We start from the raw sequence: 20,411 nt of genomic DNA, 5'->3' as shown, positions 1-20,411 counted from the left end.
TCAGCCACGGCCTTGGGCCATTTCGATTTCCGAGCATTTTCGATAAGAGTTACTTATGGATTTCAAGCAACTGCGATATTTCGTCGCGGTCTACGAAGAAGGCCATGTGGGCCGGGCTGCCGAACGGCTTTCAATCTCTCAACCCGCGCTGTCCCAGCAGATTCGCCACCTTGAACAAAACCTCGATGTGAGCCTGTTCGAGCGCAGCAGCAAACGCCTGCTGCCGACATTGGCGGCCCACACGTTGTACAACCACGCCCTGCCCTTGCTCGATGGTTTGCAACGGGCGCGTGAAGCGTTGGGCAATTTCAAGGGACAAGCGCTGCGCACCCTGGCCATTGGCGTGCTGCAAACCGTTCACACCAGCCTGGTGCCGCAAATGCTTGAGCGTGTACGCAAGGCGCAGCCGCATCTTGTGGTTCAGATCTACGAACTGACAGGCCTGGAAATCGAACGACGCTTGCTCAATGGTTCTCTGGACATCGGGATCAGCTACCTGCCGCCTCGCCAGCCGGGATTGCACGGCGTGATGCTGTACGAAGATGAACTGACGCTGGTCATCCCGGCGGATCACCCTTTGCGGGAATTCAAGAAAGTGTCCATGAGCCAGGCCGCCGAGTTGCCGATGCTGCTGTTGGGGGAAGAGTTTCAGGTACGGCAGATCTGGCAGGCGCAACTGACCGCGCTGGGGCGGCGACCGCACGTTCAGGCTGAGCTGAACAACATGGCGGGGATCCTCGACAGCCTGCCACACACCCGATTGGCCACCGTGCTGCCCGGGCGTTCGCAAAAGACGCTCGATACCCATGAACTGCTGTGGAAACCGCTGACCGAACCACGGGTGCCGTTGAAAGTGGGATTGGTGTGTCGCGATGTGCAGCGACAACAGGCTTCGCTGGCCTTGCTGCGCACACTCTTGGAAGAGGTGATGAACAGCCCTGATGGGCGCCTGAACAGCACGAAAACCCTTGATGGGCTGAGCTGAACACTTTTCTGCGGGCAAAAGAAAACCCCGCCGAAGCGGGGCTTTGCAGACTGTTTCCCTGACATCCATTTCACTCCGCCGTCCTGGCAGAATCCTACGTGTCCGTGTTGTTGCTTTGCGCTTCCTGCGCTACGTCCATGTAAAGTAGATTAGCTGTGGATCCAATTTGCTTCTATGGGAGAACAGCAGCACGTCATGTAAGTGAATGCTTACAAAGCGACACAGTATCAGAACTGCGCAGCGTCCAGCAGGAACAGCGACTCGCTGCCCGCCTTCACCGACGCACTCAACGAGTGAATACGCGGCAGCAGGCGTGCGAAGTAAAACCGCGCCGTACCCAGCTTGCTCGCGTAGAAATCGTCTTGCGCTTCTTTACCCAAAGCCGCCTTGGCCATCAGGGCCCACATGTAAGCGTAAGCCACATAACCGAAGGTTTGCAGATACTCGACCGACGCGGCGCCGATTTCATTCGGGTTGTTTTTCGCACGGTCCAGCAGCCACGCCGTCAGTTCGTCGAGGGTGGTGACGGCATCGTTCAGCGGCTTGGTGAACTCGGTCAGGTCAGCACTGGCCGTCGCCGTGAAGTGACGGATTTCATCCGCGAACAGGTTGTAGAACGCCCCGCCGGTACCGACGATTTTGCGCCCGACCAGGTCGAGCGCCTGGATGCCATTGGTGCCTTCGTAGATCTGGGTGATGCGCACGTCACGCACCAGTTGCTCCTGGCCCCACTCACGGATGTAACCGTGGCCGCCGAACACCTGCTGGCCATGAACGGTGGTTTCCAGACCGAGATCGGTCAGGAACGCCTTGGCCACCGGCGTCAGCAACGCGACCAGATCTTCTGCACGTTTGCGGGTCGTGGCGTCCTCGCTGAACTTGGCGGTATCGAGTTGCATCGCCACGTAAGTGGAGAATGCACGGCCACCTTCGTTCGACGCTTTCATGGTCAACAGCATGCGACGCACGTCCGGGTGGACGATAATCGGGTCTGCAACCTTGTCCTTGTTTTGTGCACCGCTTGGCGAACGGCTTTGCAGGCGGTCGCGGGCGTATTCGACGGCGTTCTGGTACGAACGCTCGCCAGTCGCCAGGCCCTGAATACCTACGCCCAGACGCTCGTAGTTCATCATGGTGAACATTGCCGCCAAACCTTTGTTCGGCTCGCCAACCAGGTAACCCACGGCCTCGTCGAAGTTCATCACGCAGGTGGCGGACGCCTGGATGCCCATCTTGTGTTCGATCGAACCGCAATTCGCCGGGTTACGCGCGCCCAGGCTGCCATCGGCATTGACCATGAACTTCGGCACCAGGAACAGCGAAATGCCCTTCGGACCCGCCGGTGCATCCGGCAGTTTGGCCAGCACCAGGTGGATGATGTTTTCGGTCAGGTCATGCTCACCACCGGTGATGAAGATCTTGGTGCCGCTGACCTTGTAGGAACCGTCGGCCTGAGGCTCGGCCTTGGTGCGGATAATTCCCAGGTCTGTACCGGCATGTGGTTCGGTCAGGCACATGGAACCGGCCCAGACACCGGCGTACATGTTCGGCAGGTACGCAGCTTTCAGTTCTTCGCTGGCGTGGGCATTGATCGACAGGCAGGCGCCGGCGGTCAGCATCGGGTACAGACCGAAGGCCAGGCTGGCGGAGTTGACCATTTCTTCGACCTGAGCCGAAACGGCCTTGGGCATGCCCATGCCGCCGTAGGTTGGATCGCCACCGACACCGACCCATCCGCCTTCGGCGTAAGTCTGATAAGCCTGTGGGAAACCTGCCGGCGTGGTGACGGCACCGTCCGCCCAATGGCACCCTTCTTCGTCAGCCGCACGGCTCAGTGGGGCGATGCTTTTGCTGGTGACTTTACCGGCTTCTTCCAGAATGGCTTCGACGGTTTCCGCGTCCACGGTCTCGGCCAGCGCAGGCAACTGGGCCCAGAGTTTGGCGACCTCGAAAACTTCATTGAGGACGAAGCGCATATCGCGCAGGGGCGCTTTGTAGTCAGCCATGGCAAACCTCACAAGAACTAAACAGGTGATTCGTAGGGTGGTACTTTCGTTGGCCCGAGTGTAACTCAACAACTTTTGCGACACATAGGGTCAGCCCATGACCCTTTTGTAATTTTTAGTCATCGACCATCTGGTCATAAAAAAGCCCGCAGTTAAGCGGGCTCCTTTGTGACTGGTTTTGAAAGATTAAAGCGCAAACAGCTCCGCCGGCAGCTTCATCAGGCAATCGCTGCCCGCTTCTACGGCGGCGCGATGAGCGGTGGTTCGCGGTAGCAGACGCTTGAAGTAAAACTCGCAGGTTGCCAGTTTGCCCTGGCAGTAATCGCTGTCTCCGCTGCCTGCATCGAGCTGAGCCTGAGCCACCAGCGCCATGCGCAGCCACAAATAGCCGAGGATGATGTAGCCGCTGTACATCAGGTAATCCACCGACGCGGCACCCACTTCGTCCGGATTTTTCATCGCCGCCATGCCGACTTGCGTGGTCAACTCGCCCCACTGCCGATTCAGATCGTTGAGCTGCGCCACGTAGCTGGAAAGCTGCGGATGACCGGCATTCGTTGCGCAGAATTTGTGAACGATTTTGGTGAAGCCTCGCAGCAGTTTGCCCTGGCTGCCGAGCACTTTACGCCCCAGCAGGTCCAGCGCCTGAATGCCGTTGGTGCCTTCATAGATCGGTGCAATCCGGCAATCGCGAACCAGCTGCTCCATGCCCCACTCACGGATGAAACCGTGGCCACCAAACACCTGCATCCCGTGGTTGGTCACTTCCAGCCCGGTGTCAGTCATGAACGCTTTGCAGATCGGTGTCAGAAACGCCAGCAGGTCTTCGGCATCCTGACGCGCGGTTTCATCCGGGCTCAGGTGCGCGACATCCAGCAGTTGCGCAGTGAAATAGGTCAGCGCCCGATTGCCTTCGTTGAAGGCCTTCATGGTCAGCAACATCCGGCGCACATCCGGGTGGACGATGATCGGGTCGGCGGCTTTCTCTGGCGCTTTCGGGCCGGTCAGCGAACGCATTTGCAGGCGGTCATTGGCGTATTTGATCGCACCCTGGAAGCTCGCCTCGCCCAGACACAGCCCCTGCATACCGGTGCCCAGGCGCGCATGGTTCATCATGGTGAACATGCAGTTGAGGCCTTTGTTCGGCTCACCGATCAAGAAGCCCTTGGCTTCGTCGAAGTTCAGCACGCAGGTGGCCGACGCTTTGATGCCCATTTTGTGTTCGATCGAGCCACAGGAAACACCGTTGCGCTCGCCGGCTTCACCCTGGGCATTCGGCAGGAATTTAGGAACGATGAACAGCGAAATGCCCTTGGTTCCCGCAGGAGCGTCCGGCAGTTTCGCCAGCACCAGGTGAATGATGTTGTCGCTCATGTCGTGCTCGCCGGCCGAGATGAAGATCTTGCTGCCGGAGATCGCGTAACTGCCATCGGCGGCAGGCATGGCGCGGGTCTTGATAATGCCCAGGTCGGTGCCGCAATGGGCTTCGGTCAGGCACATGGTGCCGGTCCATTGGCCGGCGGTGAGTTTGCTCAGGTAGGTGTGCTTTTGCTCGTCGGTGCCGTGGGCGTGGATGGCCGACATTGCACCGTGGGTCAGCCCCGGGTACATGCCCCAGGAGGTGTTGCTGGAAGCGATCATTTCGCTGATGACCAACCCCAGTGAACTCGGCAAGCCCTGGCCGCCATAAGCCGGATCGGCCGCCAGGCCATGCCAGCCGCCCTCGACGTATTGGGCGAATGCCTGCTTGAAGCCCGCAGGTGTGGTGACCACGCCATTGTCGAAATGGCAGCCTTCCTCGTCGCCGCTGCGATTGAGCGGTGCCAGAACGTTTTCACAGAATCGGGCGCCCTCTTCCAGGATCGCGTTGACCATGTCCGGGCTGGCGTCAGTGGCACCCAGCGCGGCGTAGTTGCTGTGAAAGTCGAAGACGTGGTCGATCAGAAAGCGCATGTCGCGCAGGGGAGCTTTGTACTCGGGCATGGTCATTTCTCCGGCAGCAGATGGCTCAAACCTACTGCTGCCGACCTTCCCTCACAATCACAGTGCAGGCGCTGAATGCGCCATCATCACTCAACCTGCAGCGGCATCCATCCGTACCGCGCCACGGCGGGTCTGACCGAATGCCACCACACAGTTTCGCCCCGCGCCTTTCGCGCTGTAGAGCGCTTCATCCGCCGACTTGAGCACTTTTTCGGGCGTGCGCTGCTCCACCCGCTCGGCAACGCCGATGCTGACAGTGACCGACACACTTGACGCGCCCGAACCCGAACGCTTCTGGCGCCCCTGCTGATCGTCCTGCGGCCGGCTGTCCTGATTGCGCAGCTGAATGTTGTAGGTCGCGATGGACTCACGGATGACTTCCAGGTGCGGCATGCACTCTTCGAGCGTCTTGCCCGCGAACACCAGGGCAAATTCCTCGCCGCCGTAGCGATACGCCCTACCGCCGCCGCCGATTTTAGAGAGTTTGCTGGCAACCAGTCGCAGCACTTGGTCGCCGACATCGTGACCGTGGGTGTCGTTGAATTTCTTGAAGTGGTCGACGTCGCTCATGGCCAGCACGTAATTGCGCCCCAGCCGTTGCATGCGCTCGTTCAGGGCGCGACGGCCGGGCAAACCGGTCAGCTCGTCGCGGAAGGCCATTTGATAAGCCTCGTGTGCGACGGCGGCGGCGATCATCAGCATGACCTGGCTGCACATGATGTTCAGGGTAAACGGCAGGATGAAGGTTTTCGGCAGCGCCCAGAACAACCCGAGCAAGCCCACCAATTGTGCGGCGTGCAAGGGGCGCGGATTACGCCAGTATTGCCAGCTCAACAGAAGGAACGAGGCAATGAACACGGGGTAGGACAGCTGAATCAGGCTCATCCATGCGCCATGAAGGGCAGGCCAACGGATTTCCGACAGCCATATCAACAGCGCCTGTGGGTAACTTTGTTCCAGCCCCAGTGCCACGCTGCCCACCGCCAGTAACACGGCGAAACGCGCCACCATGTCCTGGAACAGGTGGGTGCGCTCCTGCCACGCCGCGAATACGCCAAACAACAGCGGCAGCAGCAGGCAACACAAGTGAAAGACCACGGCGGCGTCGTCACGCACCTTGCCGTTGTCGCGGTAATAGTCGGTTTGGGTGTCGAGCAGAAAGTAGGCGATGTACACCGTGACCATCAGAAACAGTTCACGCTGGCGTCGGTAAACCGCGCAGTAAGCACCGCCCAGCAACAGCACCAGGGTTGGCAGCACGTTGAACAGCGAAGTGAAAAAGACGTTCAGGTCCTTTACATACGCAGCCGCGAGCCCCGCAATCAAAAGCAGAAGTGACGGTAGGAAATGACTGAAACGTACAGCGGAAGAACGCGGCAAGGGTAAAGCTCCGACCGTCATATCGATAGATGGCATTGTGCCCTCTACTTTAACGGCAGTAACCCTGATTTTCTGAGCGTTCGCCAAGGTTTTTTTGACGCCGCATTACTGACTGCACTCCCGGCAGCCAGTAATGCGCCTTTCACCGCCGTCAAAGATCGTTATTGAACGGCTGCAACGGCCCCTCGCTGACAGCGCGACCTTCCGCACCGACCGGTTTGAGCGTTACCAGCGCATCCGCGCCTTGCCGGGTGGTGATCTTCGGACTGACCGGTTTTGGTGTCACCGCGTTTTCATCCCCCACATGCCCTTGCGGTATTACCAGCGACGGATGATCGAACGGGGCTTGCTCCCAGGCCACACGCGGATCGGTCAGGCCGACCTCCATGAATTTGACCAGGGCATCGACCTCATCGGGTGTCAGGTTCAGGTTCGTCATATCCGGGTCGAGGTTCGAGGTGTTGTGCTGGTTCACGGCAGGGTGCTCGAAACCGCTGGTGTTGTTCGCGTCCTCGCCGCGCCGGTCGCCGCCCCGGTTGTAGAACTCCATGACCTGTTTGAGCGTCGCGCGGCTGCCGTTGTGGAAATACGGCCCGGTCAACGCGATATTGCGCAGGGTCGGCGTCTTGAACGCACCGTCGACCGCATCGCGGAAGCCGGGATTGGGCTTGAGCGTCGCATCGCAAGGCAATGCCGCACTCAAGGGCGCTTCAAAGGTGCACACGTCGACGTCCAGCGAGTCAGGAATTTTGCCGCCCTGGATCTGCGTGTTGTATTCACGGGTGAACGCCAGCGGGTTACCCCATGCGTCGGTTCCGCCGAGCGCCAGGTCTTCCGAGGTCGGACGCACGCCCGTGTTGTAGAACCCGTTGTCGTACAGCGTGGTCAGGTTGTCCGCCATCACCATCCGTTCAATGCGTTCACGCGGATGGAACAGCAAGCGGCTGCCGGCGTTGGTCAGTTCCGCGCCACCATGGCAACTCACGCACTTGCCCTTGCCGAGGAACAGATTCATCCCCTCGACCTGCTGGGCATTCATCGCTTGATGATCGCCTTGCAGGTAGGCGTCCAGCGGCGCCTGGTCCGAAATCAGCGTCGATTCATACATCTGGATCGCGAGCCCGAAGAACAGTGGGAAGTTGGCTTCCATTTGCGTGTACGGCGCGCCACCCAGCGAAACCTGCTGTGTGGCGTTCCACAACCGAGGCTGGAAGGCGTTTTTGATCAGCTCGCGGTAAGTGGGCCGCCGCGCGCCGGACACCGGGCCGAGCACCGAGTCGGTGGACGAAATCCGCTGCTGCTTGAGCATCAGCGTGTCGAGCATGCGCCGGCCGATGTCCGCAAACGTACGCCCGCCGCAGGACATCTCGACCGGACTGCCCGGTGGGCCTACGGCTTGCGAGGCCGCCGACGCATCGTTGAGCGCCAGCCGCACTTTAGTCGCCACGCCGCTAGCGTCTTTGGTGACGAAGATCCCGGCATCGGGGTCGCGGTTGCCGAAGGGCGAAAACCCGTTGAACACGTTATTGGCCCGACCGTCCCAGAAATTGCGTACGTTGAAGGCTGCGTTGATCACCGACGGTGCGTTACGCCCCGTTGCACGGCGGACATTGATGCCTCCCACCTGGAAAACGCCATCCGGCTGCTGCGTGCATTTGTCGAAGCGCGGCTGGTTGGGTTTGACGAAGTTGGCGTCGACCACGCCTTGTGAGCCGATCACATCGTCCGTCGAAAAGAGAATGGGCGAGTTGCGATTCAGCGGATCAGCCAGCACGTGGGTGGGGAAGTCGGTTTTCTTGAGCGTGTAATTCGGCCCGCCCTTGCCGCCGGACAGGGTTGCGTAAGTCGCGACGTCGCCAGGAATACCCGACGCGACAAAGGGTTTGTTGAAGATCGACGTGACGTTAGCGTTGGTGTTCGCCTGGCCGGGGTTGATCTGGTTGGTGATGCGGTGATCGACGCCCGCGTGGAAGTGGCAGGACGCACAGGCGGTGGCGCTGTCGCTGCCGACCTCCATGTCCCAGAACAGGGCCTTGCCCAAGAGAATCGCCGCGCTGCGATTGAGCACGTAGTCGCTCATCAGATCGACTTTGCGCCCGCCTTCGGTTCCCGAGGGGTCAGGCGGAGTCATGCCGCGCAATGATTGCAGAGTGGGTACCTCGGGCACGGGCGGATCTATCTCCGGCGCGGCGGCGGCCCATGCTTTCATGACCGGCAGGCCGCCGACCAGTAAAGCGCCCGCCATCGCACAGGCCAGGCGGGGAGTTCGAAAGATGCTCAAGTACTTAACCATGATGACATTCTCGATTCAGTACGGAGTAGCCAGGCTCCGTGATTATCCTGTTGCGAGATGAACTCATCGCCATGAATCCGGCCACTCGCGCCTGCGATCGAACCAACGTTAAAGTTGGCAGGCAGGGCAATGCTTCGCTGGCAAAGTACTCTCTTGGCTCAGGCTTTATTCAAACTTTCTCTGTCGCGCCTCAGGGGGCACTTAATCCAACTCTAGCTGTAACAAGAGATTTCAACAGCGAAAAACAATATTTTTTATTTTGGCGTCGACAAGTAAAAACCGCTCAACAAAAACCCAGCGAGGTGTAAATCAACGCGTTTCATCATTATTGGTGCACTTCCCCCCCCACATATGGGTGGCATTCCCCAACAGCCATAGTCCGGTGTCCATGAGAATACTTAATTCGTTGATATATATGGATAAAAATACGTCTAATGATTGTTTTTAAACCTGGCAAATTTCTTGCTAAGACTCATTACGGAGCATTAGTCAAATACACTAGTTTCATGCGTGCGCAAGTTGCACTGCGTGAGCTATTGCTTTTTTATTTACAATCAACCAATACAACTTTAATGCTACAGACAACAAAAATACTGCTTGCCAACCATTCCCACTCAGAGTACATATAAGCAACACTTCTCATTAACTGGATGGTGAAAAAACCGACCAGAACAGAATTAAAACTTTTTTACTTAAACCCTAATATGGGTATATATACCCCCCTATATTGGTGGATATCAATCGGCAGCCTTTCGCGCAATGCCGATAACAGCGGCGCAGCCCGCATTTTATATGCACTAACGATTGTTTGTGCCGGACAGGCACGACAACTGCTTAGCACGCCTCAGGCTCACGGAAATGTCTCTCGCGATGGTGTCCCTAACCGGCCAACACAGCGCGCATTGCATCCGGGGGGTGAGTGGCGATCACGTATCGACTGTCCAAAATCGCAGCCACTTTTCTTCCGGATCGAGCCCACTCGACGCTCACGCCTTTCCGTCTTTCTTGCGCGGGACTCAGCGCATCAGCAGGCCTGCAAGTCGATTGGCCGGGAACTGGTCCTGCAAGATTCTGGAGAGAACCATGAGCTTATCTGTACACACAAAGACGCTCGCTGTATCGCTGCTCCACAAACGACTCGGCCGTCACGCGTTACTCGCCTGCTCAGTCGCCGTCACACTGACCCTTGGGGGTGGTGATGCGTTTGCGCAAGGGGGGACCGCCAAACCCGTCAAAGGCGCGCCCTCGCCGTTTTCGACCCCCACGCTGCCCAACCCGGTCTTCACCAACCCGGATGCGATTCATGGCTTCGACATGACGGGTTTCATCCAGAACATGACCCTGGATTCCTCCAATGCGAATTGCCCGAATACCAGCGATCCCGGCCGTTACGGGGGCACGGTCGAACTGAACGGGGTAACCATCACGGTCCCCTGCAACACGGTTCTCCAAATGCCCGCCAATACCCTGACCTGGGCTGATTTTGTCAGGGGCGGACCGCTGGGTCTCAACAAGGCGCCGCTGTCCTACCCCTCGTTCGAAATCCATGTGGTGGGCAATACCGTCGGCAACAAGCAGATCGCCGGACTGATTTTTGTCTCCCAGCAATCAGCCAACGCCGGTAGCGGTGTCATCACCCGGATCGACTACACCAACGGCAACCTCGAAGTTGACAGCGGCAACTCGTCGCAACCAACGATCATCCAGATCAACGATCCGAATGGCCGTTTTGGCCGTGCCCAAAGCCCTGACCCTCGTTTCTCCGTTGATGATGCAAATCCGACAATTCACTCCGCCACTGGCTACCCGATGTGCGTGCCACGCACGATTTCCGGTGACGATGCGCTCTGTCCGCAGAAAAACCGGCCAAAAGTGGTTACCCCCACCACCACCAATAACTGCCGTAACTTCAGCCAGGCCGGCGTGACACTGCCAGCCAGTGGAGAGCTGTCCCGGCCGGCCGTGGGCCAGGTCTATTGCAGCCAGTTCGTCATGAAGAGATTCAGCGATGCTTCGCGTACCGCGACAGATCCCGACCCGATGCAACAGGCGCCCTTTGAAGTCGGCGACTTCATCAGTTACGCCGGCACCCTGTTCAAATCCGCCACATCGGGGGCCCCGGACTTTATTTCCGCGCACACGATCGAGGCGAACGTCGGGATCTACACGCAGCCCGGCTCACAACCCAGCTACCTGTCTATCGGGGAATTCGGGATCGGTACGGCCGACCCGGCAGCAACGGCCATTGGCGGGGCGGATCAGGAAACGCAGGACCGGATATTCCTTGAAGCCTCAACCACCGATATCAAGACACCAGTGGATATCTACCTGATCGATGTCAATCCAACGACGGGCGTGCAAACCAATCGCTGGGTCACGCCCTATGAGATGACAGGCGAATGCAATCCGGCGCAGAACCTTGCGGCGAGTTGCCTGGGTGCCTCCGGCGGCATCACCACCCAGAACATCGGCCCTCAACCACAACGCGCAAGAATACGCGCGACGAAGGCACCGGCCGGCCTGCTCAGCCAGCCGACCCGCACCTTGCGTGTCGTTGCGCGCTCACTGTGTGTTCCGCAGCAGTCGGCCTCGCAAACGGCTGTGGATAACTGCATCCAGAACGCCAGCAAGCAGACGGTGGCCAATGGGCTGATCGCCGGACAATACGTGGCACCGGTGTTTGAGTTCATCTTTCCAGAAAACGTCAAACCCGGCGACCCCGTTGTCCCGAACGACTTTTGGCACCTGCCGTTCTTGCGTAACGGAGAAGGCGTCAGCACACCAACAGGTGTCGGCCCTCTGGACCCGACCCCGTGGTGAACCAAGGCTGACAAACGCGCAAAAAAACCGCCGCTCCCGAAGGAGCGGCGGTTTTTTGAAGGACTGCGTTAAGGCTTAGTAGCCCAGGTCGAAGTTCTCTTCTTTCATGTCCATCAGGTTGTTGGCGCCCGACAGCATGGTTGCAACGTGTGTGCGGGTACGCGGCAGGATGCGCTGGAAGTAGAAGCGCGCAGTCTGCAGTTTAGCGGTGTAGAACGCTTCTTCGGTCGTGCCGGCCGCCAGTTTCTCGGCAGCCAGGCGGGCCATGTCTGCCCAGAAGTAGGCGAGGCAGGCATAACCGGAGTACATCAGGTAGTCCACGGAAGCCGCGCCGACTTCTTCGCGGTCTTTCATGGCGGCCATACCGACCTTCATGGTCAGCTCGCCCCACTCTTTGTTCAATGCAGCCAGCGGTGCGACGAACTCTTGAACGGCTTCGTTGCCTTCGTTGGTCTGGCAGAACTTGTGGACGATCTTGGTGAAGCCTTTGAGGGCCTCGCCTTGAGTCATCAGCACTTTACGGCCCAGCAGGTCGAGTGCCTGGATGCCGGTGGTGCCTTCGTACAGCATCGAAATGCGGCTGTCGCGAACGTTCTGTTCCATGCCCCACTCGGCGATGAAACCGTGGCCGCCGTAGATTTGCACGCCGTGGTTAGCGGATTCAAAACCGACTTCGGTCATGAATGCCTTGGCGATTGGGGTCATGAAGGCCAGCAGAGCGTCGGCTTTCTTCTTCTCTTCTTCATCCACGCCGTACTTGACGATGTCGACTTGCTTGGCGGTGAAGTAGACCATCGCGCGGTTGCCTTCGGCGAATGCCTTCATGGTCAACAGCATGCGACGTACGTCGGGGTGAACGATGATCGGGTCAGCGGCTTTTTCCGGCGCTTTCGGGCCAGTCAGGGAACGCATTTGCAGGCGATCACGCGCGTATTTCAGGCCGCCCTGGAAGCCGATCTCGGCGTGGGCCAGACCTTGCAGCGCGGTACCCAGGCGTGCGGTGTTCATGAAGGTGAACATGCAGTTCAGGCCTTTGTTCGCCGGGCCGATCAGGAAACCGGTGGCCGCGTCGAAGTTCATCACGCACGTGGCGTTACCGTGGATGCCCATCTTGTGTTCCAGGGAACCACAGGACACGGCGTTACGCGCGCCGATCGAGCCATCTTCGTTCGGCAGGAACTTTGGAACGATGAACAGGGAAATGCCTTTGGTGCCAGCCGGTGCATCCGGCAGACGTGCCAGCACGATGTGGACGATGTTATCGGCCATGTCGTGTTCACCGGCCGAGATGAAGATCTTGGTGCCGGAGACTTTGTAGGAACCGTCGGCCTGAGGTTCAGCCTTGGTGCGCAGCATGCCCAGGTCGGTGCCGCAGTGCGGTTCGGTCAGGCACATGGTGCCGGTCCACTCGCCGGAAACCAGTTTGGTCAGGTAGGCGTGTTGCTGCTCAGGCGTACCGTGCTCGGAAATGGTGTTCATCGCGCCATGGGACAGGCCTGGGTACATGCCCCACGACCAGTTGGACTCGCCAACCATTTCGCTGACGGCCAGACCCAGAGACTCCGGCAGGCCTTGGCCACCGTGCTCTACGTCGTGAGCCAGGCTTGGCCAGCCGCCTTCGACGAATTGTTTGTAGGCTTCTTTGAAACCAGTCGGGGTTTTAACGCCGGACTCGCTCCAGGTGCAGCCTTCGGTGTCACCCACGCGGTTCAGCGGAGCCAGTACCTGCTCACAAAACTTGGCGCCTTCTTCGAGAATGGCGTCAACCATGTCTGGAGTTGCGTCTGCACAAGCCGGAAGGCTCTGATAGTGCGCTTCGTAGCCGAGCAGTTCGTCACGAACGAAGCGAATATCACGCAAGGGGGCCTTGTAGTCAGGCATAGCGATAAACCTCTGCTGATGTAACCGGGAATGAACGACCGTTGTGATTTGTTGTGACGGTCAAACAGTTGTTTGAAACATACGTTTACGCCCAAATCTTGTCAAGCGCCGATCTTTTGCCGTTCGTCATCGCGAGGTGGAAAAAAGCGCGTACAGCCGCTCCCCGCCATTGCCGATGCAACACGAAGTATTAAAAAGATAAAGTGTCGAAAGAAAGACTTACACAGAAAAACGCCGCGAATGATCGCGGCGTTGGAGGTGCGGATTCAGCGAGGGATCAAGCGAAGGTATCGATCAAGGTGCCGAGCACTTCGTCGGAAGCCTTGGCGACTTTAGCGCCGGCCTCGACCTGAAACTTGCCCTGCTCCATCTCGACCAGATTGCTGGACAGGTCCGACTGTTGGCTCCGATCTACCGAACGCAGACGGTCAGCCTGAGCCTCGGACGACTGGCTGGTCACCGAGTGTTCGATGGTCGTATTGGCGATCTGGCCGGCGGCTTGATCGACACGGTTCTGCCCTGTCTGAAGAGTGCTCAGACCGGCATAAAAAGCGGTGTTACCTGAGATTTCCATGGGAGAACTCGTCCTTGCAAAGGATTGACTGCGGCCATTGAAGCAGACCCGCCAGCAAAAGGCCCGACAAAAACACTAATGGCACAGTGCCTTGTCATAGCTAAAACCCTAGTCCAGCAGATCCAGCTGAAGATGCTCCGCCACCGCCTCAGCCGTTACCACCTTCAGTTTTGGCACCCGGCCCAGGCAAGGCGCGGGAATACGCTCGGCCAGTGTGGCCAGGTTTTCCTCCAGGCGCGACGTCTTCGCATCGATGATGTTGGCCACCCACCCCGCCAGCTGCAAACCGTCCTGGGCAATCGCTTCGGCCGTCAACAGCGCATGGTTGATGCACCCCAGCCGCACACCAACCACCAGAATCACCGGCAGGTCCAGTGCCATGGCCAGGTCCGACAGGTTGTCCTGATCCGCCAACGGCACACGCCAACCGCCGGCGCCTTCGATCAAGGTGAAATCCGCCTGCATCTCCAGAATCTGCTGCATCGGCGTCAACAAGGATTGCACCGTCAGCGCCACGCCAGCCTCTCGCGCCGCCAGATGCGGCGCGATCGCCGGCTCGAACGCCACCGGGTTGACCTGTGCATACGTCAGCGGCACCGAGCACTCCGCCAGCAACGCCAAGGCGTCAGCATTGCGCAAGCCCTTGGGCGTCACAACGCAACCCGAAGCGACCGGCTTGCCCGCCGCCGTGCTCATGCCCGCCGACCGCGCGGCATGCAGCAGGCCAGCGGCTACCGTTGTCTTGCCGACATCCGTGTCCGTGCCGGTGATGAAATACGCTGCGCTCATAAGGGTTTCTCCAAAACGGCGTACACCACTTGATAAGTCGCCGGCAGGCCTTCGGCCTGACGAAACTGCTCATAAGCCTCGACCAGTCCGAGGATCCGCGCCCGTCCGGTCAAACCGCCCGGGCGACCGGGATTCAGGTTGTGCGCACCCAGCGCCTTGAGTTCATGGGTCAGGCTGCGCACGTCCGGGTAATGCAACACATGCGGACGCGTTTCCAGGCACACCACCTTCAAGCCGCTGTTCGCGCACAGCTGTTGATAAACCCCGAACTCACGGAAGCGGTTGACGTGCACCATGCCGTCGACCTGACGCCAACTGTCTCGCAACTCGTACAGGGTTCCCACGCACAGACTAGCAAACGCGAAAACGCCGCCGGGTTTCAGCACCCGATATGCTTCACTGAGCACCGAGGAAAAGTCTGCGCACCACTGCACGGCCAGGCTGGAGAAGATCAGGTCGCAAGTGGAATCCTGCAGCGGCAAACGTTCGGCATCGCCAGCAACGAAATGCGCAGCGCCGCCCAGTGGGCGCGCGTGATTGAGCATGCCTTCGGCGATGTCCAGCGCCACCCCGTGGCTGGTCGGAAAACGCTCACCCAGCGCACGGCTGAAATGCCCGGTGCCGCAGCCCAGGTCCAGCCATCGCCCCGGCACAAAATCGCCTGGCAAACGGTTCGACAATTGGTTGCCAACATCGCGCTGAAACTCGGCCACGCTGTCGTAGCTCGCCGCCGCGCGGGAAAAGGACGCCGCCACCTGGCGCTTGTCTGGCAAACCACCCGAGAGGTTGGGAAGGGATAAATCAGTCATCACCGGACTCATGCAAAAAGGCCTGGATTGCCCCCGCCACACCGTGGGGGTCTTCCAGAAGAAACGCGTGGCCGGCCTGTTCAATCAGACCGATTTCGACATCTGGCAGCAACGCCAGCAGTTCCCCGGCGGCTTCGGCCGGGACCAGGCCGTCATGGCCGGCAAACAGATGCAACTGTGGCCCCTGAAAATCCAGCAAGGCCTGGCGCATGTTTAACCCACCCAACAACTCCAGGCCGCTGAGCAGCACCGGGGCCGAGGTTTTCGGGGCGCCCGCCAACAACAGTCGTGCAAGAGAACGCGGGTCTTCAGAGCCTTGCGAGCACAACAGGCTGAAGCGCTTCAAGGTTGCGCCGGGATCAAGACGGCAACCGTCGAGGAAGGCATTGAACGTGTCTTCGTGCATGGCGTTTGTCCAACCCGCCCACGCCACGAAACAGGGATTGCTCGCCAGGGTCAGCAAGCCGCAGCAACGATCGCCCCGGCGCGCCGCCAGCCCGGAGGCGAGCATGCCGCCGAGGGACCAGCCGCCCAGCCAGGCGTCTTGAGGCAAGGTCGCATCCAGCTCATCGAGCCATTCTTCAATATCGCTCGATTCCAGCTCGGGCAGCGGTTCGATTTCGACCCGCAGGTGCTCGTCCAGCCCCTGCAACGCGGCAGCCAATGGCTCGAGCGGTGAAATGCCCAGGCCCCAACCAGGCAGCAGAATCAGACGATCACGCATGGCTTGGCTCCGGTCCCAGTTGTGCAAAACAGTCGGCCAGTCCATTTAACAATAGCTGCACCTGCGCTTCGCTGTGCGCGGCGGTCAGGGTCACGCGCAATCGGGCGCTGCCGGCGGGCACGGTTGGCGGACGGATCGCCGTGACCATCAACCCGCGTTCGCGCAGCATTTGCGACAGTCGTACAGCGCGGCCAGCGTCACCGATCATGATCGGCTGGATCGGCGTGAAGCTGTCCATCAACTCCAGGCCAATTTGCTCCGCACCCTGCCGGAACTGGCGGATCAGCGTCTGCAGGTGTTCACGCCGCCAGTGTTCGCTGCGCAGCAACTCGAGGCTTTTCAGGGTTGCGCAAGCCAATGCCGGTGGTTGGCTGGTGGTGTAAATGTACGGACGAGCGAACTGGACCAGACTCTCGATCAGTTCTTCGCTGCCCGCCACAAAGGCGCCAGCGGTGCCAAACGCTTTGCCGAGGGTGCCGACCAGCACCGGCACCTCTTCCTGGCTCAAACCGAAATGCTCGACGATCCCGCCGCCATGGGCACCCAACGGGCCAAAACCGTGCGCGTCATCGACCATCAGCCACGCGCCCTTGGCCTTCGCTTCACGCGCCAGCGCTGGCAGGTCGGCGATATCGCCATCCATGCTGAACACCCCGTCGGTGGCGACCAGGGTGTTGCCGGTGGCTTTCTCAAGGCGTTTGGCCAGGCTTGCGGCGTCGTTGTGCAGGTAGCGATTGAAGCGCGCACCGGACAACAACCCCGCATCCAGCAATGAGGCATGGTTGAGCCGGTCTTCCAGCACCGTATCACCCTGCCCCACCAGCGCGGTCACCGCGCCGAGATTGGCCATGTAGCCGGTGGTAAACAGCAACGCACGCGGGCGCCCGGTCAGGTCGGCCAAGGCTTCTTCGAGCTCGTGATGCGGCGTGCTGTGACCGATGACCAAGTGCGACGCACCACCGCCAACGCCCCAACGGGACGCACCGGCGCGCCAGGCTTCAATCACTTGCGGGTGATTGGCCAGGCCGAGGTAGTCGTTGTTACAGAACGCCAGCAACGGCTGGCCATCGACCACCACTTCCGGGCCCTGAGGGCTTTCGAGCAATGGGCGCTGGCGGTAAAGGTTTTCGGCACGACGGGCAGCAAGGCGTGCGGCGAGATCGAAAGACATGCAGGCCTCGGGCAGTCAGAAATGTCGCAGAACCTGTAGGAGCGAGCTTGCTCGCGATGGTGTGTCAGTCGACACCGATCCAGCTGATACTCCATCGCGAGCAAGCTCGCTCCTACAAAGGGTGCATTCCATCAGTAAGATCAGCGAATGCTTCAAACAGCCGCGTTATAGAACTGCTCGCTGCTCTTCTGCTCCACCAACGCCTGCTCGATAGCCGCTTGATGCACTTCATCGGCGTGCTCTTCGCGCGCTTCCGGCAGGATGCCCAGGCGCGAGAACAGTTGCATGTCCTTGTCGGCCTGCGGGTTGGCGGTGGTCAACAGTTTTTCGCCGTAGAAAATCGAGTTGGCGCCGGCGAAGAACGCCAGGGCCTGCATCTGCTCGTTCATCGCTTCACGACCGGCGGACAGGCGCACGTGGGATTGCGGCATCAGGATGCGCGCCACGGCCAGCATGCGGATGAAGTCGAACGGGTCGATGTCTTCGGCGTTTTCCAACGGCGTGCCGGCGACTTTTACCAGCATGTTGATGGGCACCGACTCCGGATGCTCCGGCAGGTTGGCCAGCTGGATCAGCAGGTTCGCACGGTCATCAAGGGACTCGCCCATGCCGAGGATACCGCCGGAGCAAATCTTCATCCCCGATTCACGCACGTAGGCCAGGGTTTGCAGGCGCTCGCTGTAAGTGCGGGTGGTGATGATGCTGGTATAGAAATCCGGCGAGGTGTCGAGGTTGTGGTTGTAGTAGTCGAGGCCAGCCTTGGCCAGCGCTTCAGTCTGATCCTGATCCAGGCGACCGAGGGTCATGCAGGTTTCCAGGCCCAGGGCTTTCACGCCTTCGACCATCTTCAGGACGTACGGCATGTCTTTGGCCGACGGGTGTTTCCACGCTGCGCCCATGCAGAAACGGGTCGAACCGATGGCCTTGGCGCGAGCGGCCTCTTCGAGGACCTTCTGCACTTCCATCAGTTTTTCTTTTTCCAGGCCGGTGTTGTAGTGACCGGACTGCGGACAATATTTGCAATCTTCCGGGCATGCGCCGGTTTTGATCGACAGCAGCGTCGACACCTGGACGCGGTTGGCGTCGAAATGCGCGCGGTGCACCATCTGCGCCTGGAACAACAGGTCGTTGAAAGGCTGAACGAAGAGTGCTTTGACTTCGGCCAAAGACCAGTCATGACGCAGGGTTGCAGAGGTGCTGGCGCTCATGGGCGTTTCCTTTGTTTTATGCTTGGCTTGCGGCCGGGGAACGGAATACCCACAGGCGCAACACGGATGCTCGGCATATTTAAGGAAGACTCATGCGCTGTCAACCACGATACACAGGATCGGTTTACAAGTGGTTAAATATTGATCAATGCTGTTTACTGTGTTCGGAACCGTCCGAACGCAGCATGCCTATTTGCACGGCGTGCGAAACCGAATTGCCCTGGCTTGGCGATCATTGCCAGACCTGCGCCCTGCCGTTGCCCGCATCAGGCCTGACGTGCGGCCAATGCCTGGACCAGCCGCGGGCCTTTGAGCGGGTCATTGCGCCCTGGACGTACAGCTTTCCCGTCGACAGCCTGATCACTCGCTTTAAACACAGCGCGAAATGGCCGCTGGGTCGCCTGCTCGCCGAACTTCTTGCGCAGTTTCTGGACCATCGTTTCGATGAAGGCCTTGAGCGCCCTCACCTTTTGATTCCTGTGCCGTTGGCGACCAAGCGGCGGCGCCAACGGGGCTTCAATCAGGCAGCGATGCTCGCCGGCTGGCTCGGCGTCAGCCTGGATATACCTTGCGATGAATCGCTGCTTTTGAGGGTTCAGGACACCAGCGCACAGCAGGACCTGAATGCCGAGGCTCGCCGCAAAAACCTGCACAACGCCTTCGCCCTGGCACCCGGAGCGTCCGTCAAAGGCCTGCACCTGGCGCTGATCGACGACGTGCTGACCACCGGCGCCACAGCCCAGGCCCTGGCTCGCCTGTTGATGGACGCCGGTGCCGCCCAGGTCGACGTTTACTGCCTGGCCCGCACCCCAAAGCCTGGGACCTAGTGATATTCATTGTAGGAGTGAGCCTGCTCGCGATAGCGTCAGTACAGTCGACATCAATATTGACTGTGATGGCCCAATCGCGAGCAGGCTCGCTCCCACAAAGAAATCGGCTGACTTGACTCTCACAGCCCAAGCCGCCAACGTCCTTCCATTGCCACAACCCAAAGCCGCTCCCCATGTCCTTGCCTACGTTGTTGTCCCAGCACATTGTCCGCCGCCCGCAACGCATCGCGTTGCTGCAACACATCGCCGAACAGGGCTCGATCACCCGCGCCGCGAAAAGCGCAGGCCTCAGTTACAAGGCTGCGTGGGACGCCATCGACGAGCTGAACAATCTCGCGCTAAAGCCCTTGGTGGAGCGCAGCGTCGGCGGCAAGGGCGGTGGTGGCGCCAAACTCTCCAGCGAGGGCGAGCGGGTATTGAGGCTGTATCAAAAGCTGCAAGTCTTGCAGGCACAAGTACTGGAAGCCGCCGAAGACGCCAGCGACCTCGACCTGCTCAGTCGGTTGATGCTCAGAACCAGCGCACGCAACCAGCTGCACGGCAAGGTGACGGCCATTGAATCCCAAGGGCGCAACGACCTGATCCGCCTTGAACTGGCTGGCGGCGTGAGTATCGACGCGCAGATCACCCATGACAGCACCCTGCGGCTGGACCTGGAACCCGGCGCCGAAGTGTTTGCGCTGATCAAGGCTGGCTGGATGGAATTGCTGGGCATCGATCAATCGCCAACATCCGGTAACAATTGCTTGAAGGGCATTATCGAAGAAGTCCTCGACGCCGAAGATGGCCCCAGCGAGGTGCGCATCGGCCTGCCCAATGGCCAGACCCTCTGCGCCCTGGCCGAACCGCTGCACCTGAGAACCCTTGGCCTTGGCACGGATAAATCAGTACTGGTGCAGTTCTCGCCCTCCAACGTCCTGCTCGGCACGCCGCTCTGAAACACAAGCGTCATTTAGGC

At 59.6% G+C, this 20,411-nt stretch carries 16 protein-coding genes; 5 read left to right on the top strand and 11 right to left on the bottom strand.

Annotated elements, in window-relative coordinates:
* The first annotated feature begins 55 nt into the window (after positions 1 to 55).
* Entirely contained in the window at positions 56 to 985 is a 930-nt protein-coding gene (locus EJA72_RS22315; RefSeq protein ID WP_157713764.1) for a LysR family transcriptional regulator, read from the top strand.
* 227 nt (positions 986 to 1,212) lie between these two features.
* On the opposite strand, the gene EJA72_RS22310 is transcribed toward EJA72_RS22315, so the two are convergent.
* From EJA72_RS22310 to EJA72_RS22295, 4 genes are all read right to left on the bottom strand, one after another.
* Positions 1,213 to 2,991: an acyl-CoA dehydrogenase C-terminal domain-containing protein gene (locus tag EJA72_RS22310; RefSeq protein ID WP_157713762.1), complete on the bottom strand. Its 1,779-nt coding sequence runs from the start codon at positions 2,989 to 2,991 to the stop codon at positions 1,213 to 1,215.
* Positions 2,992 to 3,177: 186 nt separating this feature from the next.
* Positions 3,178 to 4,974 carry an acyl-CoA dehydrogenase C-terminal domain-containing protein gene (locus EJA72_RS22305; RefSeq protein WP_157713760.1) on the bottom strand — a complete coding sequence of 599 codons (1,797 nt, stop codon included), beginning with the start codon at positions 4,972 to 4,974 and terminating at the stop codon, positions 3,178 to 3,180.
* Positions 4,975 to 5,064: 90 nt separating this feature from the next.
* On the bottom strand, positions 5,065 to 6,354 hold the full coding sequence (locus tag EJA72_RS22300; RefSeq protein ID WP_157713866.1) for a GGDEF domain-containing protein: 1,290 nt from the start codon (positions 6,352 to 6,354) through the stop codon (positions 5,065 to 5,067).
* 151 nt (positions 6,355 to 6,505) lie between these two features.
* Complete coding sequence (locus EJA72_RS22295) at positions 6,506 to 8,599, bottom strand: cytochrome-c peroxidase (RefSeq protein WP_372240733.1); 2,094 nt, start codon at positions 8,597 to 8,599, stop codon at positions 6,506 to 6,508.
* An 86-nt stretch (positions 8,600 to 8,685) separates the two neighbouring features.
* Here EJA72_RS22295 and EJA72_RS22290 point away from each other — a divergent pair, with 86 nt between their 5' ends.
* The gene (locus EJA72_RS22290; RefSeq protein WP_157713756.1) at positions 8,686 to 8,955 is read left to right on the top strand and encodes a hypothetical protein; all 270 of its coding nucleotides are present in this window, start codon (positions 8,686 to 8,688) and stop codon (positions 8,953 to 8,955) included.
* 775 nt (positions 8,956 to 9,730) lie between these two features.
* Positions 9,731 to 11,467 carry a hypothetical protein gene (locus tag EJA72_RS22285; RefSeq protein ID WP_157713751.1) on the top strand — a complete coding sequence of 579 codons (1,737 nt, stop codon included), beginning with the start codon at positions 9,731 to 9,733 and terminating at the stop codon, positions 11,465 to 11,467.
* Between the two features lie 75 nt (positions 11,468 to 11,542).
* Here the strand turns inward: EJA72_RS22285 and EJA72_RS22280 are convergent, their stop codons facing one another.
* The 7 genes from EJA72_RS22280 to bioB all read right to left on the bottom strand — a co-directional run bounded on the left by EJA72_RS22280 (position 11,543) and on the right by bioB (position 18,623).
* Positions 11,543 to 13,348, bottom strand: a complete 1,806-nt coding sequence (locus EJA72_RS22280) for a phenylacyl-CoA dehydrogenase (protein WP_157713744.1) — start codon at positions 13,346 to 13,348, stop codon at positions 11,543 to 11,545.
* Positions 13,349 to 13,625: 277 nt separating this feature from the next.
* Complete coding sequence (locus EJA72_RS22275; RefSeq protein ID WP_157713735.1) at positions 13,626 to 13,922, bottom strand: pyrroloquinoline quinone biosynthesis protein PqqE; 297 nt, start codon at positions 13,920 to 13,922, stop codon at positions 13,626 to 13,628.
* Positions 13,923 to 14,030: 108 nt separating this feature from the next.
* The gene (bioD, locus tag EJA72_RS22270) at positions 14,031 to 14,711 is read right to left on the bottom strand and encodes a dethiobiotin synthase (protein WP_157713728.1); all 681 of its coding nucleotides are present in this window, start codon (positions 14,709 to 14,711) and stop codon (positions 14,031 to 14,033) included.
* The gene (gene bioC / locus EJA72_RS22265; RefSeq protein ID WP_157713726.1) at positions 14,708 to 15,520 is read right to left on the bottom strand and encodes a malonyl-ACP O-methyltransferase BioC; all 813 of its coding nucleotides are present in this window, start codon (positions 15,518 to 15,520) and stop codon (positions 14,708 to 14,710) included. Before bioC ends, bioD begins: the two co-directional genes overlap by 4 nt.
* Positions 15,513 to 16,244 carry an alpha/beta fold hydrolase gene (locus EJA72_RS22260; RefSeq protein ID WP_157713723.1) on the bottom strand — a complete coding sequence of 244 codons (732 nt, stop codon included), beginning with the start codon at positions 16,242 to 16,244 and terminating at the stop codon, positions 15,513 to 15,515. The genes bioC and EJA72_RS22260 overlap by 8 nt, the downstream gene beginning before the upstream one ends.
* Positions 16,237 to 17,415 (bottom strand): 8-amino-7-oxononanoate synthase, encoded by a 1,179-nt coding sequence (bioF, locus tag EJA72_RS22255; RefSeq protein ID WP_157713721.1) that lies wholly within the window; start codon positions 17,413 to 17,415, stop codon positions 16,237 to 16,239. Before bioF ends, EJA72_RS22260 begins: the two co-directional genes overlap by 8 nt.
* Positions 17,416 to 17,567: 152 nt before the next feature.
* On the bottom strand, positions 17,568 to 18,623 hold the full coding sequence (bioB, locus tag EJA72_RS22250) for a biotin synthase BioB (protein WP_157713710.1): 1,056 nt from the start codon (positions 18,621 to 18,623) through the stop codon (positions 17,568 to 17,570).
* 92 nt (positions 18,624 to 18,715) lie between these two features.
* On the opposite strand from bioB, the gene EJA72_RS22245 reads away from it, so the two are divergent.
* Together EJA72_RS22245 and EJA72_RS22240 are read left to right on the top strand one after the other, a co-directional pair.
* Positions 18,716 to 19,450, top strand: a complete 735-nt coding sequence (locus EJA72_RS22245; RefSeq protein ID WP_157713704.1) for a ComF family protein — start codon at positions 18,716 to 18,718, stop codon at positions 19,448 to 19,450.
* A gap of 176 nt (positions 19,451 to 19,626) precedes the next feature.
* Positions 19,627 to 20,391 (top strand): TOBE domain-containing protein, encoded by a 765-nt coding sequence (locus EJA72_RS22240; protein WP_157713702.1) that lies wholly within the window; start codon positions 19,627 to 19,629, stop codon positions 20,389 to 20,391.
* Positions 20,392 to 20,411: the final 20 nt, after the last annotated feature.

The organism is Pseudomonas sp. PB120 (assembly GCF_009761815.1).
Lineage (GTDB): Bacteria > Pseudomonadota > Gammaproteobacteria > Pseudomonadales > Pseudomonadaceae > Aquipseudomonas.
This window is presented reverse-complemented; position numbering and strand designations above follow the sequence as displayed.

Coding starts and splice junctions, on each gene's coding strand:
- EJA72_RS22260 (WP_157713723.1), bottom strand. CDS start 16,244: ATGCGTGATCGTCTGATTCTGCTGCCTGGTTGGGGCCTGGGCATTTCA.
- bioC (WP_157713726.1), bottom strand. CDS start 15,520: ATGACTGATTTATCCCTTCCCAACCTCTCGGGTGGTTTGCCAGACAAG.
- EJA72_RS22245 (WP_157713704.1), top strand. CDS start 18,716: ATGCGCTGTCAACCACGATACACAGGATCGGTTTACAAGTGGTTAAAT.
- EJA72_RS22280 (WP_157713744.1), bottom strand. CDS start 13,348: ATGCCTGACTACAAGGCCCCCTTGCGTGATATTCGCTTCGTTCGTGAC.
- EJA72_RS22285 (WP_157713751.1), top strand. CDS start 9,731: ATGAGCTTATCTGTACACACAAAGACGCTCGCTGTATCGCTGCTCCAC.
- EJA72_RS22275 (WP_157713735.1), bottom strand. CDS start 13,922: ATGGAAATCTCAGGTAACACCGCTTTTTATGCCGGTCTGAGCACTCTT.
- EJA72_RS22295 (WP_372240733.1), bottom strand. CDS start 8,599: ATGGCGGGCGCTTTACTGGTCGGCGGCCTGCCGGTCATGAAAGCATGG.
- EJA72_RS22240 (WP_157713702.1), top strand. CDS start 19,627: ATGTCCTTGCCTACGTTGTTGTCCCAGCACATTGTCCGCCGCCCGCAA.
- EJA72_RS22310 (WP_157713762.1), bottom strand. CDS start 2,991: ATGGCTGACTACAAAGCGCCCCTGCGCGATATGCGCTTCGTCCTCAAT.
- bioD (WP_157713728.1), bottom strand. CDS start 14,711: ATGAGCGCAGCGTATTTCATCACCGGCACGGACACGGATGTCGGCAAG.
- EJA72_RS22315 (WP_157713764.1), top strand. CDS start 56: ATGGATTTCAAGCAACTGCGATATTTCGTCGCGGTCTACGAAGAAGGC.
- bioB (WP_157713710.1), bottom strand. CDS start 18,623: ATGAGCGCCAGCACCTCTGCAACCCTGCGTCATGACTGGTCTTTGGCC.
- EJA72_RS22305 (WP_157713760.1), bottom strand. CDS start 4,974: ATGCCCGAGTACAAAGCTCCCCTGCGCGACATGCGCTTTCTGATCGAC.
- bioF (WP_157713721.1), bottom strand. CDS start 17,415: ATGTCTTTCGATCTCGCCGCACGCCTTGCTGCCCGTCGTGCCGAAAAC.